The sequence below is a fragment of the Azospirillum rugosum genome (genome assembly GCF_017876155.1).
GTDB lineage: Bacteria > Pseudomonadota > Alphaproteobacteria > Azospirillales > Azospirillaceae > Azospirillum > Azospirillum rugosum.
This window is the reverse complement of record NZ_JAGINP010000005.1, coordinates 212,683-225,825: the sequence shown is the minus strand read 5'-3', so window position 1 is coordinate 225,825 and position 13,143 is coordinate 212,683. Positions and strand designations below refer to the sequence as shown.

Below are 13,143 nucleotides of genomic sequence, written 5' to 3'. Positions count from 1 at the left end.
GCCGCCCGTTGATCCGAAGAGCGATCAGCCCTCCGCCGGCACCGGCGGGGGGCTTTCTTCGTGGGCGCAAACCGCGTCGCCGCTGCCGGCAAGCGCGTCGATCCGGCGCAGGGTGTCGGCGTGCCGTTCGCCCGCCCGCAGGCCGGCGCGCGCCAGCCCGACGAATCGCGGCCCGAAGTCCTGGCGCTCCTCGCAATCCCGCAAGGCCTCCTCGACCGCTGCCAGCTCGGCGTTGAGGCTGGCCAACCGGGCGCGCAGGTCCTTCAGGGCGCTCGTCGCCGGCAGATGAAGGGCCGCGCTGCGCTCCAGCGTGGCGAGTTCGGCCTGCATGCCGTTCCGGACCGCGTCACCGTCGGTGCTGTCGTCGGTGTCGGCCAGGCGCAGTTCCAGCGTCGTGATGCGGTCCAGCAGTTCTCCGGGTCCGACCGCGACCGTGATCGTGGGCGGCTTTCTTTCCGCCTTCGCCGCGGCGAGTCGGGCCAACTCCCCGGCCATCCGCGCGAACACCGCGTCCCAGTCCCCGGCGGACGGTTGCCGGAACAGCCGCATGGACGGGTACCAGGGGCTGTCCTCGCGGTCGCGCAGCCAGCGCCAGTCCGCGGCGAAGGGCAGCAGCATCCAGACCGGCCGGCCGAGCGTCCCGGCCAGATGGGCGACCGAGGTGTCCACGCTGACCAGCAGATCCAGCGCGGACAGCGCCGCCGCCGTGTCGGTCCAATCGCGGAGGTCGGGCCCCAGCGGCGTGACGACGTCGCCCAGCGCCTCCAGCACCGCCGCGTCGGCCGGACGCACATCCTTCTGAAGCGCGTAGAAGCGGACGCCGGGAATCCGCAGCCAGGGCGCCAGCCGGTGGAGCGGGATGGACCGGTTGTGATCGTTCTTGTGCGATGGGTTGCCCGCCCAGACGATGCCGACGCGCAGCGCGCCGCCCGCCGGATCGTTGGATATGCGGGCGCGCCATCGCTCCACTCGGTCCGGTCCGGCGTCCATCAGGGGCATCGGGGGCGGGATCGTCTCCAGGGTCGTGGCGAAGGCGCGCGGCAGGCTCATCAGGGGGCACTGGGCGTCGCAGGGGGGCAGGGGGTCGTTTCCGGCCACCAGCGTTACGCCGGGCATCGGGCCGAACAGACCCTTCAGCGGGGGCGGCACCTCGAAGACGACCTTCCAGCCGCGCTCAACCGCCATCGGGACGTAGCGCGCGAACTGGATCGTGTCGCCCAGCCCCTGCTCGCTGTGCAGGAGCAGCGTCCGGCCCTCGCCGCGCTCGCCGTTCCACAGCGGCTGCGCGAATCCGCGCGCGTCGAGCCCGGTGCGCGGCCGGCGCCACTCGTAGGCGTCCCAGCCCTCGGCGAATCGTCCTTCCAGCAGCAGGGTGAACGCGCGGTTCAGCTGCCCGTCCGGATAGTCGGGCCGAACCGCCAGGGCCCGGTGGTAGAACCGAAGGGCCCCGAGGGAATCCCCCAAGGTTTGCAGCGAGTTGGCGACGTTGTTGAGAACCTCCGGCAGGTCGGGGTTCAGCACCAGGGCGCGGCGGTGGGCGTCCAGCGCCTCGCCACTGCGCCCGAGCGCCTGGAGCGTGTTGCCGAGGTTGTTGGCCGTTTCCGAGGCGTCCGGCTTCAGCCGGAGCGCGGTGCGGTGGGCGGCCAGCGCCGCGTTGAAATCGCGCCGGTCCTGCAACGCGGTGCCGAGCAGGAAATGGCCCTCCGCATGATCGGGGCGCAGGACGAGCGTCCGGCGGAAGGCGGCGACCGCCTCGTCGGGGCTCTTCAGGTCGCGGAAGGCGTTGCCGAGGCTCTGCGCGGCCTCCGCATGGTCGGGCCGCAGCGCGAGCGCGGCGCGGAAGGCCGCGACGGCCTCCCCCGGCCGCTTCAGCTTGCGCAGGGAGACGCCGAGGTCGTGCTGGGCCTCGGGGTTGTCGGGAAAATGGCGCGTGGCCTCGCGGAAGGCGTCCGCCGCCTCCTCGATCCGGTCCAGCCTGAAGAGAGCGGTGCCGCGGTTGAAGAGGATGCTCGTGAAGGCAGGCTGGAGGGTCAGCGCGCGGCCGTAGGCGACGACGGCGTCCTCCAGCCGATCCAGCGTCTTCAGGGCGTTGCCGAGGTTGTTCTGGGCCTCCGGGTAATCGGGGCGCAGGGCCAGCGCGTCCCGGTAGGCGGCCATCGCCTCCTCCGTGCGGTCCAGCCCTTGAAGCGCGTAGCCGAGATTGAAGAAGTAGGCGGGGTCCTTCCGGATGGCGATGGCGTCGGCGATCAGCCGGGCCGAGCGCTCGAAGTGCCGCCGCTGGTAGCAGGCGACTCCCAGAAGGTGCAGGGCCTCGCTGTTGCGCGGGTTCGCCTTGAGCAGCCGCGCGTAGATGGCCTCCGCGCACGCGATGTCGCCGGCCCGATGGAACTCGATCGCCTGCGCGAGGTCGCGTGATTGCCTGTCCATCGCACACATATCCTGGTCCGAACTCCGTCCGTCACCCGCACCACCCAGGGGCGAGCACCTTAAGACAGCCGGCATCGGGAGTCAGCGGACAAATGCATGGCGCCCGGATCGGCCACGCTACGTGGTCGCCTCGTCGCACACCACCCGGTTCCGTCCGCCGTTCTTCGCGCGGTACAGGGCCTCGTCCGCGCGCGCCAGCAGGGCGCTCACCGCCTCCTCCTCCGGGCGCAGCGCGCTGACGCCGATGCTGACGGTGAAGGTCACCGCCCCGCCGCCGGGAAGCCGCACCTGGGTCGCCGCCAACGCCGCGCGCAGCCGCTCGGCCAGCAGCGCCGCGCCCTGCAGCGGCGTGTCGGGCAGCAGGATGGCGAACTCCTCGCCGCCAAGGCGGCCCAGGATGTCGGCGCCGCGCACCAGCGTCCGGCAGACGCGCACGACGCTGCGGATCGCCTCGTCGCCGGTGGCGTGGCCGTGGGTGTCGTTGATCTTCTTGAAGTGGTCGATGTCCAGCATGATCGCCGACAGCGGCCGGCCGGAGCGTTGAGCCTGCGCCGCCTCGCCCGCCGCCCGCGTCATGAAGCGTCCGCGGTTCAGCGCGCCGGTCAGCGAGTCGGTGGTGGCAAGCCGTTCCAACTGGCGCTGCATCTCCACCACGCGCGAGGCGGCAAGCAACCGGGCGCGCAGCCAGACCAAGTCCAGCGGCTTGCGCAGGAACTCGTCGGCGCCGTTCTCCACCACCTCGAAGAACTGGTTGGTGATGCTGCCGGGGATCATCAGCATGAGGTAAAGGTGCTTCGCCCCCTGCGCCGCGCGCAGGTGCCAGCACACCTCCACGCCCTCCATGGCGCCGACGCGGAAATCGACCAGCGCGACGTCGAAGGACTCGTCGCGGCAGCGGGCCAGCGCTTCCTCGCCGCTGGCCGCGAACGCCGTCTGATGGCCCAGACCTTCCAGCTGCTGGCACAGCACCATGCGCGCCATGCGCGAATCATCAACAACCAGGATCCGCATCCCGCCTCCACGCCCGACAGCCCAGTGAAACACAGGGTCTTGAAGGAAGCGTTACAGCGGTATGGAATTCTGTGGAACGGGAAGACGCGACAGCCTCGACCGGACGGCACGCCGGTCGAGGCTTGGGGCGGCGCAGGGGACCGCGTTACTTCTGGATGCCGAAAGCGTTCTGCTTGGCGAAGTTGCCGATGCCGGCGGCCATGTTGTTGGCCTGGAACTGGTTGCCGCCGCCGAAGGGCACGCCGAGCGGGCCGACCTTCGGGGTCTTCTGGATCACGGTGCCGTTCTGGACCGCCAGGTTGCCGATGCCGGCCGCGGTGTTGTTCATGTTGACGATGTTCGGCCCGCCGAGGAAGCCGCCGCCCTTCTGCTTGGTGAAGGCGTTCTGCACCGCGACGTTGCCGACGCCCGCGGCGGTGTTGTTCAGGCTGGTGATGTTCTGCGCCATGGCCGGGGCGGACAGCAGGGCCAGCGTGGCGAAACCGGCGAGCAGCGAGGTGCGGATCATGGTGGGCTCCTGGGTCTGAGGCCAGGGCCCGCGCCCCGGCGTTGTCGATAACCAGACCCTACCCGCGTCCGCCCGGCCCGGCTGTGAGCCGGTCCACACCACACGCGCATTTCCATCGAGGCGCGGCAAAGGCGGGCGCGGCAGAAGTGGCCCACCGGCAGGAACTTCCCACCCGGACACGCGAATGCAGGGCAGGAACCGGAGTTCCCACCCTGCCTTCCCCAGTCCTTGGAACGGGGTGATTTAGAACGGCATGATGATGTCGAACAGCTGCTGGCCGTAGCGGGGCTGCTGCACGTCGGTGATCTGGCCGCGGCCGCCGTAGGAGATGCGGGCCTCCGCCACCTTCTCGTAGCTGATGGTGTTCTGGGCGGTGATGTCTTCCGGCCGGATGACGCCGGTGATGATCAGGTCGCGCACCTCGTAGTTGACGCGCACCTCCTGCCGGCCCTGGATGACCATGTTGCCGTTGGGCAGCGACTGGGTGACCAGCGCCGCGACCTTGAGCGCGATCTGCTCCTTGCGGTTGACGCTGCCCTTGCCGTTGTTGGAGGTGGTGCTGGACAGGTCCACCAGGCTGTCGGCGCTCACGTCGTCGGGCAGCACGCTCTTCAGGGCCTTGGTCTGGAAGCCGAGGAAGGCGGGCAGGCCGGCCTTGTCGGAGTTGTCGCGCGACCGCTTGCTCTCGTTGTTCAGCTGCGCCTGGTCGTTGATCTGGATGTCGACGGTCAGCAGGTCGCCCACCTTGCTGGCGCGCTGGTCCTTGAAGAAGGCCTTGGAGCCGTTGCGCCACAGGGAGTTCGGGTTGCGCTCCGTCGGCAGCGGGGTCGGCATCGGCAGGCTGACCGGCTGGTAGCCGGGCTGGGCGTGCGGGTCCTGGATCTTGCTCAGCTCAGGCGCGGAGCCGATGTCGGCCACGCGCTGCATGGCGTTGCAGGCCGGCAGGCTGGCTGCGACGGCGGCGAGCAGCGCGACGCGGAGGGCTCCATGGATCACACGCGGGCGGGCGATGGACGGATGGGCGGTCATTGGAGCTTTCTCCTCACTTCATCGCGATCACGCCGGGCTTTGCCACGGCGACGATGTTGGGGCCGGCGACCGTCGCTTCGACGATGCGGTTGGATTGGGTGTTGACGACGCGGATGACGTCGCCCTTGCCGCCGTCCTGCAGGGCCTTGCCCTGGGCCGACAGCGTGATGTTGGCGGTGACCAACGTGATGGTGACGAGCGCGCCCTTGTCGATCATCCGCGGCGACTGAAGGTCGCGAAGGCGGACCGGCATGTTCACCGGCACGCCGCGCTTGGGCGTCATGCCGATCAGCTGCGCGTCGGTGGCGGCGATGTCGCTGCCGGTCTGGTCGGTGCGCACGTCCTGCCAGTCCACGTCGGCGGCGCCGATGATGTCGCCGGGCACGACGCGGCGGGCCAGCACCGGCACCTGCACGACGCCGAAGGCGCGGCCGGCGACCGGCAGGCGCACGGCCGGGCGGGTGTCGGCGACGACGATCTCCGCGGCGAAGCGGCCCTGGACCGGGTTGTAGTAGAGGTTCTCCACCGTCAGCCCGCCGGCGCCCGGCGGGGCGCGCATTTCGATCGCGCGGCTGTCCAGCTCCATCTGCAGGCGGCCGACGGTGATGTAGCGGGCCAGCGCCTCCGACAGCACCGCCTCGACGTGGGTCGGGCCGTAGATGGCGGCCTGCGGCTTCTGCGTCTCGCCCACCATGGAATCCGACGGCGTCTGCGCCAGGGCGGTCGGGCCGGCCAGGACGGAAACGGCGAGAGCGGTGCCGAGGAGGAGGGAGGCGAAGCGGAGCATGGCGGTCGGTCCTTACGATGGATGGTGCGGGCTGGCTGGCGGCGTCAGCGCATCTGCCCGGCCTGCTGCATCATCTCGTCGGTGGTCTTGATGATCTTGGAGTTCATCTCGTAGGCGCGCTGGGCGGAGATCAGGGTGGTGATCTCCTGCACGATGTTGACGTTCGAGGTCTCCAGCGCGCCCTGCGTCACGCGGCCGAAGCCGGGGTTGCCGGGGTTGCCGGTCACCGCCTGGCCCGAGGCCGGGGTCTGCAGGAACAGGTTGTCGCCGACCGCTTCCAGGCCGGCGGCGTTGGCGAAGGTGGCGAGCTGGAGCTGGCCGGCGTTCTGCGACTGCACCTGGCCGTCCAGCTTCACCAGCACCTCGCCCGACGGGTTGATGGCGACGTCCACGGCTTCCGCCGGGATGGTGATGTTGGGCTGCACGGGGTAGCCGTCGGCGGTGACGATGATGCCTTCCGGCGACAGCTTGAAGTTGCCGGCGCGGGTGTAGGCGGTGTCGCCGCTGGGCAGCGTCACCTGGAAATAGCCCGAACCGTTGACCGCCAGGTCCAGCTTGTTGTCGGTGACCGTCAGGTTGCCCTGCTCCAGCACGCGGGCGACCGCGGCGACGCGCACGCCGGCACCCACCTGCACGCCGGTCGGCACGATGGTGCCGGCGTCCGACGAGGTGGAGCCGATGCGGCGGAAGTTCTGGTACAGCAGGTCCTGGAACTCGGCGCGCTGCTTCTTGAAGCCGGTCGTCGTCGCGTTGGCGATGTTGTTCGAGATGGTTTCGACGTTCAGCTGCTGGGCGATCATGCCGGTGGCGCCGATGGCGAGGCTGCGCATGGTCCGTACTCCTAAAACTCGTTCGGTCAGGCTCTCGGATCGAGGCCCTGGTTGAGGGGCCGGATCAGACCGTGCGGCCCAGCTTCTGGATGGCGCTGCGGATGCGTTCGTGCTCGTTCTCGATCATCCGCTGGTTCGACTGGTACTGGCGCTGGATGTCGATCATCGCCGTCATCTCCACCACCGGCTTCACGTTGGAATTCTCTAGCATTCCCTGTGCCACCTTCGTGTCCGCCGGGGCCGGCTGCGGCTCCTCGTCGCTGACGTACAGGCCGGACCCGACCTCGGTCATCAGCTGCTCGTTCTTGAAGGTCACGATGTTCAGCTTGCCCACCGGGCCCAGCTCGGTGGCGACCGTGCCGTCGCCGGTGATCTTGATGTCGCGGGTGCCCTCCGGGATGGTGATCGGCTGGCGGTTGTCGGCCAGAACCGGCAGTCCGCCGCCGTCCACCAGCTGCCGCTGGTCGTTCAGCTGGAAGTTTCCGGCCCGCGTGTAGCGGGGACCGTTCGCCGTATCGACCGTGAAGTAGCCGTGTCCGGTCAGCGCGACGTCCAGCGGGTTGCCGGTCTGCGTCAGGCCGCCGGTCGCGAGGTCGCGCACCACCGCGCGGTCCTGCACGAAGCTGACCTGCTCGTGCATGCCCGGCCGTTCCAGGAACTCCGTGAACAGCATGCGCTGTTGCTTGAAGCCCGTGGTGTTCATGTTCGCGATGTTGTTCGAGATCACGTCCAGCTGACGGCGCAGGGTCATCTGGCGCGACAGGGCGACGTAAATCGGGGTTTCCATCGGCGACCTCACCTCATCTCGGGCCGGCGGGCCTTCCCGGCCGGCGCTTGAGGCTTTGCACGGCGCGTGCCAACCGTGCCGAGGCGGCTGCCGAGCCGGAGTCCGGGCGTGCGCCGTCCTTTCGGCGCCGCTGCGGCAGCGCCTGCCGGGCAATTCCTGCCGTGGGGTCGGAAAGCCCTGCCGGTGGGCACGGGGCAAAAGGATCCCGGTCCCGCGACGCCGGGGAGGCGTGCGGGGTGGAAACCAACCCTCTCCCGCCCCCGGCGGGAGAGGGAGGGACCCGCGGAACGCGGGAGGGTGAGGGCTTGGTTTCTCGGGAAAACCTAGCCCTCACCCTCCCACGCCAACGGCGTGGGCCCCTCCCTCTCCCTGCGAGGCAGGGAGAGGGCACTCGGTCGTGATGCGGGTTGAAATGGGACGTGGTGCCTGCGCGGTCCTCCGGCTGGAATCGGTTCTCCGGCGTGGCCCCAATCAAGTTTCGTGCCGAAGCACGGGTTGCCGCACGGTCACAGGCTCGCCCACTCGTTGTAAGGCTTTGTTAACTATCCGAAAGATAGGGTGTCACATGCCGGTAAGGCCGCCGGCAAGGCCATCCACCGCCACCGCTCGCGCTTAGGATTCCATGACCGCGCACGCTGAAGACGACGCCGGCGATGTTTCGACCGATGGCCTGCCGCGCAAGAAATTCAGCGGCAAGAAGCTGGTCCTGTTCATCGTCCTTCCGCTCGTGCTGCTGATCGGCGCGGGGGCGGGGGTGTATTTCAGCGGCCTGCTCGACAGCCTGCTCGGCAAGAAGGAAGAGCAGGCGGAGCATCCGGCGGAACCGGCCCAGCCGGACCCGCACGCCGCACCCGTCTTCTACGACCTGCCGGACATGCTGGTGAACCTGAACAGCAGCGGCAAGCGTCCCGCGTTCCTGAAGATCAAGATCTCCATCCAGCTGTCCAAGGGGGAGGACCAACCGGCGGTGGAGCATGTCCTGCCGCGCATCATCGACAATTTCCAGGTGTATCTGCGCGAGCTGCGGCTGGAGGATCTGAAGGGATCGGCCGGCATGTACCGCCTGCGCCAGGAACTGCTGATGCGCATCAACGCCGCGACCTTCCCGGTGAAGGTGAAGGACGTTCTGTTCAAGGAAATGCTGGTCCAGTAGGCGGGGCGGCGGGGACGACGGATGAGCAACACCGAAGAACTCAGCGAAGAGGAACGGCTTGCCGCCGAATGGGCCGCCCTCGCCGAAGACAGCGGCGACATGGCCGACATGGGCGACATGGGCGGCGGTGGGGGCTCGACGCGCGTCCTGAACCAGGACGAGATCGACAGCCTGCTGGGCTTCGACCAGGGCGGCGCCGGGGACGGCGACAACTCCGGCATCATGGCGCTGGTCAACTCGGCGCTGGTCAACTACGAACGCCTGCCCATGCTGGAGGTGGTCTTCGACCGCCTCGTCCGCATGATGTCCACGTCGTTGCGCAACTTCACCTCCGACAACGTCGAGGTCAGCCTCGACCAGATCTCGTCGGTGCGCTTCGGCGACTACCTGAATTCCATCCCGCTGCCGGCGATGCTGTCCGTCTTCAAGGCGGAGGAGTGGGACAACTACGGCCTGATGGTCGTGGACTCCGCGCTGATCTACTCCATCGTGGACGTGCTGCTGGGCGGGCGGCGCGGCACGGCGGCGATGCGCATCGAGGGCCGCCCCTACACGACCATCGAACGCAACCTCGTGGAGCGCATGGTCCACGTGGTGCTGTCCGACCTGTCCGCCGCCTTCGACCCGCTGTCGCCGGTCACCTTCCGCTTCGACCGGCTGGAGACGAACCCGCGCTTCGCGACCATCGCCCGCCCGGCCAACGCGGCGGTGCTGGTCAAGCTGCGCATCGACATGGAGGATCGCGGCGGCCGGCTGGAGTTGATGATCCCCTACGCCACCCTCGAACCCGTCCGTGAGCTTCTGCTCCAGATGTTCATGGGTGAGAAGTTCGGCCGCGACTCCATCTGGGAAACCCACCTGGCGTCGGAGCTGCTGGTCACCGACGTGGACCTGTCCGCGGTGCTGGACGAGGTGACGATGACGCTGCACGACGTGCTGAACTGGCGGGTCGGCACGCGCATCCTCTTGAACGCGACGCCCGACGGCGCGATCGAGCTGCGCTGCGGCGACGTGTCCATGTTCCAGGGGCGCATGGGGCGCAAGGGCGGCCACATCGCCGTGCGCATCGAACGGGAATTGCCCAAGCAGGAGGTCATGCGGCTATGAGTCCGATCATCACGATCATCCTCGATCTGGTGATCGTCGGGCTTCTGGCCGCGACCATCGCCTACGCGATCATCCTCAACAAGCAGATCATCCGCCTGCGCGAGAGCCGCGGCGAGATGAACGACCTGATCCAGGGCCTCAACGAGGCGATGAGCCGGGCGGAAACCGGGGTGCGCGGGCTGAAGAAGACCGCCCACGACACCGGCGAGGATCTCCAGCGCACGGTCGCCAAGGCGCAGACCCTCCGCGACGAGCTGGAATTCATGATCGAGGCGGCCGACGCGCTGGCCAACCGCCTGGGCGCCGTCGCCGGCGACCGGCAGAAGCCGGGCGGCGTTCCGTCGCGTCCCGCCGCCGGCCGCCCCGGCCTGTCCGTCCGTCCGACGGTCGCGCCACGACCCCTGATCGAGGACGAGCACGACGACCACGAGGAGGACCACGACGACGGCCCCCTCGGTGGTCCTCTCGGCGGGCATCTGGGCGGTGGATTGCCCTTGCGCGCGGAACCGCTGCGCGCCGACCCGCCGATGCGGCGGACGGCGCCATCGGCCGAGCCGCGCGATCCCATCGTGCGCGAGGGCGAGAGCCTGTCGCGCGCCGAGCGTGAACTGCTGCAGGCGATCGAGAACGCCGGCAAGGGGGTCGGATGAGCGACGCATCCTCCGCAAAGGGCAGGCCCGCCGCATCCGGCCCCCGATCGGACGCAGGCGCCGCTGACGAGAAGGTGGTGATCCGGCCCGCCGGCGCCGTGCCGACCGGCGTGCGGCCGGGCCCTTCCGTGACGTCCCAAGCCGCGCCGAAGCCGGGCGCCCAAACGGCGTCCAAGGCCAAGCCGAAGGCAAAGTCCAAGGCGAAGGCGCGCAAGCCCGCGGTGCCGCGCCGGCCGCTCTCCGAACGGCTGCGGGAGCGGATGCGCGGGCTGCGTTTCCGCCTGCTGCCGCTGACGATTTTCGTCGCCGTGCTGATGCTGGGCGTGCGGGTCGGCGACCTGTGGCGCGTCGCCACGCGCGAGGCGCGGCTTCCCGATTTTCCGGCGACCCTGGCGCAGGGGCAGGGAACCGCGGCACCCCCGCTCCAGCTCGCCGCCAACACGCCGAAGACCAGCCCGCCGCCCACCGTGGCGCAGGGGCCGTCCCCCGGCGGTTCCAGCGGCGGCCCGGCCCCGTCGGCCGCCCCGCCGCCGGACAACGCGGCGCTCGGGCCGGTGAAGAACGAGGAGCTGCTCCAGCACTTCGCCGAGCGCCGCGCCGAGATCGAGAAGCGCACCAAGGAGATCGAGCAGCGCGAGGCCCTCCTGAACGCCGCGGAGAAGCGGATCGACCAGAAGGTCCAGGAGATGGAGAAGGTCCGCGGCGACATCCAGAAGCTGATGCGCCAGGGCGACGAGAAGCAGGCGGCCCAGCTCGAAAGCCTCGTGAAGATCTACGAGACGATGAAGCCCAAGGAGGCCGCGCGCATCTTCGAGGAACTGGACATGTCCGTGCTGCTCGGCGTGATCGAGCGCATGAAGGAAACCAAGACGGCCCCCATCCTGGCCGCCATGGACCCGATGAAGGCCAAGGAGGTCACCTCCGCCCTTGTGGAACGGCGCGGCCTGCCGTCGTCGCCGACGAAGTAAACTTCCGCGCGCCGTGGCCGCTCTGGCGGGAATGGGCGGCGCGCCCGGCGCCGCCCGTTCGCCCCCTACTTCAGGTAATTCACGTCGATGATGCAGGAGCAAAGTTCCGGCGTGACGAAGTCGTAATAGACGATGTTCGGCCGGGTCGGCGGGATCGTCGACTTCAGGCCCTTGTATTCGGTGCGCCAAGCCGTGGTGTAGTTTGGCAGGTGCGGGTTGCACATCGTCGCCAGGACCCGCACGTCCTTAACCGAACTCGTCGCGGAGCCGGTGAGCGTCCAGGAGATCAGGAAGGCGTAATTCTGGCCGTAGCCGCCCCAGCGATTCAGCAGGCTGTTCTGATCCGAGGCCATGGTCGTGTAGCTGCTGGAGTCCGCGTAGTGGTCGAACACCTGCATGCCCGGCTCGTCGATCGTATAGGTCGGCCCGACACGGCTGGGGTCGTAGACGGGCGGCAAGTTGGGCCAGGTCTGGACGAAGCCGTTGTCGAACGGCGGGTTCGGGATGTCGATGTAGGGGAAGGCGCCGTTTCGGAAATTCCACTGCTTCTTGAACTCGCTGTCATAGAGGCAGACCACCTTGCCGGAGAAGGTCCGGAGCGCCGCCTTCTGAATGACCAGTTCGCTGTTGGGCGTCGTGAATTTGTAGTCGCCAAGCCCGTCCGAGATCTTGGCAACGATGTCCGCCGTGTCGAGCTTGTCCTCGGTGTGCGAGAATTTCAGGAACACCGTTTCCTTGCGCGCGGCGTCGAGCTTCATGAACTTGACCACGTCGGCCAGGACGTCGGCCAGCGAGCCGCCGTTCAGGCCGGTCGCCGAGGATGAGGTGCTGGAATAGTGACCGGTGTAGTAAATGCCGCCGGAGCGCCGGACCCGCAGGTCGAAATAGCGCGAGCCGGACTGCAACTGCTCGAAGATCGTCCGGTCCTGGGTCAGCGCCCAGTCGTCCGCGCAGATGGTCGAGGTGTCGGTGATCTTGTACATGCCGGCGTCGTGACTTCCGGGCATGGTCAGGGCGTTCACCGTCACGTCGGGCTTCACCGCCAGCAGCTTTCCCATCCAGCCGCTGTTGTCCGGCAGCGTCGCCGGCACGATGGTCAGCGCGTTCATGCCGCCGCCCGACGACTGGTACAGCTTCAGGCGCCCGGACGCGGAGCCCTCGGTCGTGACAAGGCGGTTGTGCTTGGTCAGCGCGTCCTTCTGGTCCGTGCGGAAGGTCAGGTCGGTGCCGTCGCGGAAGATCAGGCGGAAATTGCACGGGGAGGACTTTGCGTGGCTGTTCAGGTCTTCCGGCTGGCAACGCGAATCGTTGTTCGCGATGGATGCGCCCTGGAAATTGCGGTCGGGCCGGTTGCCGGATTCCCAATCGTAGCTGTCGACCTTGGAGATATCGATCCACGTGATGTCGGCGCCGGAGGTGTTGACGACCGCCAACGTCGTGTTTTGGGCTGACATTTTTGGCTCCAGATTTCAAAATTGCAATCTCTCCAAATCGCAGGCATCGACAGGAGAGCGACAGGAAAGAGGACGTTGGCGAACTGATCGCCGTGAACGGCAATTTTCTATTTGTATTATTTTCCCATTATTTTGGAGAATCCTGGGAGAATGGGCCGCGGTCCAGTGGCAGGACCGGACGAAGCGGCTTGGCGCGTCCATTGCGCCGATCGGGATGCCGATGGCGGGAATGCCGGCACCGGGACGGCATCGTGATCTGTGTCATGCGCTTAACGCGGTGTTAACCGTCCGAAACTAGGTTAAAGCAGGCTGACAAAGCTCCGAGTCGGCGGCTGCTGCGCAAGGGCGCGACGTTGGGTCATCCCAGCGTCGGCGGGCCATGCCTGGACCGTGCCGACGGACCCGAATGGAACGCCGGCCCGACCAGATATC

The 13,143-nt window shown here is 68.3% G+C and carries 12 protein-coding genes; 4 read left to right on the top strand and 8 right to left on the bottom strand.

What is annotated here, in order from left to right:
- Positions 1-24: 24 nt before the first annotated feature.
- From J2851_RS09175 to flgF, 7 genes are all read right to left on the bottom strand, one after another.
- Positions 25-2,427, bottom strand: a complete 2,403-nt coding sequence (locus J2851_RS09175) for a tetratricopeptide repeat protein (RefSeq protein ID WP_209765902.1) — start codon at positions 2,425-2,427, stop codon at positions 25-27.
- 117 nt (positions 2,428-2,544) lie between these two features.
- Positions 2,545-3,438 (bottom strand): GGDEF domain-containing protein, encoded by an 894-nt coding sequence (locus J2851_RS09170; protein WP_209765901.1) that lies wholly within the window; start codon positions 3,436-3,438, stop codon positions 2,545-2,547.
- Between the two features lie 145 nt (positions 3,439-3,583).
- Positions 3,584-3,946: a hypothetical protein gene (locus J2851_RS09165; protein ID WP_209765898.1), complete on the bottom strand. Its 363-nt coding sequence runs from the start codon at positions 3,944-3,946 to the stop codon at positions 3,584-3,586.
- A 243-nt stretch (positions 3,947-4,189) separates the two neighbouring features.
- Entirely contained in the window at positions 4,190-4,975 is a 786-nt protein-coding gene (gene flgH / locus J2851_RS09160) for a flagellar basal body L-ring protein FlgH (protein WP_209765897.1), read from the bottom strand.
- Between the two features lie 13 nt (positions 4,976-4,988).
- Positions 4,989-5,762 carry a flagellar basal body P-ring formation chaperone FlgA gene (gene flgA / locus J2851_RS09155; RefSeq protein WP_209765896.1) on the bottom strand — a complete coding sequence of 258 codons (774 nt, stop codon included), beginning with the start codon at positions 5,760-5,762 and terminating at the stop codon, positions 4,989-4,991.
- A 44-nt stretch (positions 5,763-5,806) separates the two neighbouring features.
- Entirely contained in the window at positions 5,807-6,592 is a 786-nt protein-coding gene (gene flgG / locus J2851_RS09150) for a flagellar basal-body rod protein FlgG (protein WP_209765895.1), read from the bottom strand.
- Between the two features lie 64 nt (positions 6,593-6,656).
- Positions 6,657-7,379, bottom strand: a complete 723-nt coding sequence (flgF, locus tag J2851_RS09145; RefSeq protein WP_209765894.1) for a flagellar basal-body rod protein FlgF — start codon at positions 7,377-7,379, stop codon at positions 6,657-6,659.
- A 622-nt stretch (positions 7,380-8,001) separates the two neighbouring features.
- Between flgF and J2851_RS09140 the strand changes: the two genes are divergently transcribed.
- The 4 genes from J2851_RS09140 to J2851_RS09125 all read left to right on the top strand — a co-directional run bounded on the left by J2851_RS09140 (position 8,002) and on the right by J2851_RS09125 (position 11,257).
- Complete coding sequence (locus J2851_RS09140) at positions 8,002-8,532, top strand: flagellar basal body-associated FliL family protein (RefSeq protein ID WP_209765893.1); 531 nt, start codon at positions 8,002-8,004, stop codon at positions 8,530-8,532.
- 21 nt (positions 8,533-8,553) lie between these two features.
- Entirely contained in the window at positions 8,554-9,639 is a 1,086-nt protein-coding gene (fliM, locus tag J2851_RS09135) for a flagellar motor switch protein FliM (protein ID WP_209765892.1), read from the top strand.
- A complete protein-coding gene (locus J2851_RS09130) occupies positions 9,636-10,289 on the top strand; it encodes a DUF6468 domain-containing protein (RefSeq protein WP_209765891.1) in 654 nt (217 codons plus the stop codon). The genes fliM and J2851_RS09130 overlap by 4 nt, the downstream gene beginning before the upstream one ends.
- 77 nt (positions 10,290-10,366) lie before the next feature.
- Positions 10,367-11,257 carry a MotE family protein gene (locus J2851_RS09125; RefSeq protein WP_307419303.1) on the top strand — a complete coding sequence of 297 codons (891 nt, stop codon included), beginning with the start codon at positions 10,367-10,369 and terminating at the stop codon, positions 11,255-11,257.
- 65 nt (positions 11,258-11,322) lie between these two features.
- On the opposite strand, the gene J2851_RS09120 is transcribed toward J2851_RS09125, so the two are convergent.
- Positions 11,323-12,711 carry a PI-PLC domain-containing protein gene (locus J2851_RS09120; protein WP_209765887.1) on the bottom strand — a complete coding sequence of 463 codons (1,389 nt, stop codon included), beginning with the start codon at positions 12,709-12,711 and terminating at the stop codon, positions 11,323-11,325.
- Positions 12,712-13,143: the final 432 nt, after the last annotated feature.

Bases quoted from the DNA above. Each gene is read 5' to 3' on its own strand.
- J2851_RS09140 (WP_209765893.1), top strand. From the start codon at position 8,002: ATGACCGCGCACGCTGAAGACGACGCCGGCGATGTTTCGACCGATGGC.
- flgH (WP_209765897.1), bottom strand. From the start codon at position 4,975: ATGACCGCCCATCCGTCCATCGCCCGCCCGCGTGTGATCCATGGAGCC.
- J2851_RS09130 (WP_209765891.1), top strand. From the start codon at position 9,636: ATGAGTCCGATCATCACGATCATCCTCGATCTGGTGATCGTCGGGCTT.
- J2851_RS09120 (WP_209765887.1), bottom strand. From the start codon at position 12,711: ATGTCAGCCCAAAACACGACGTTGGCGGTCGTCAACACCTCCGGCGCC.
- flgG (WP_209765895.1), bottom strand. From the start codon at position 6,592: ATGCGCAGCCTCGCCATCGGCGCCACCGGCATGATCGCCCAGCAGCTG.
- fliM (WP_209765892.1), top strand. From the start codon at position 8,554: ATGAGCAACACCGAAGAACTCAGCGAAGAGGAACGGCTTGCCGCCGAA.
- J2851_RS09170 (WP_209765901.1), bottom strand. From the start codon at position 3,438: ATGCGGATCCTGGTTGTTGATGATTCGCGCATGGCGCGCATGGTGCTG.
- flgA (WP_209765896.1), bottom strand. From the start codon at position 5,762: ATGCTCCGCTTCGCCTCCCTCCTCCTCGGCACCGCTCTCGCCGTTTCC.
- flgF (WP_209765894.1), bottom strand. From the start codon at position 7,379: ATGGAAACCCCGATTTACGTCGCCCTGTCGCGCCAGATGACCCTGCGC.
- J2851_RS09175 (WP_209765902.1), bottom strand. From the start codon at position 2,427: ATGGACAGGCAATCACGCGACCTCGCGCAGGCGATCGAGTTCCATCGG.
- J2851_RS09165 (WP_209765898.1), bottom strand. From the start codon at position 3,946: ATGATCCGCACCTCGCTGCTCGCCGGTTTCGCCACGCTGGCCCTGCTG.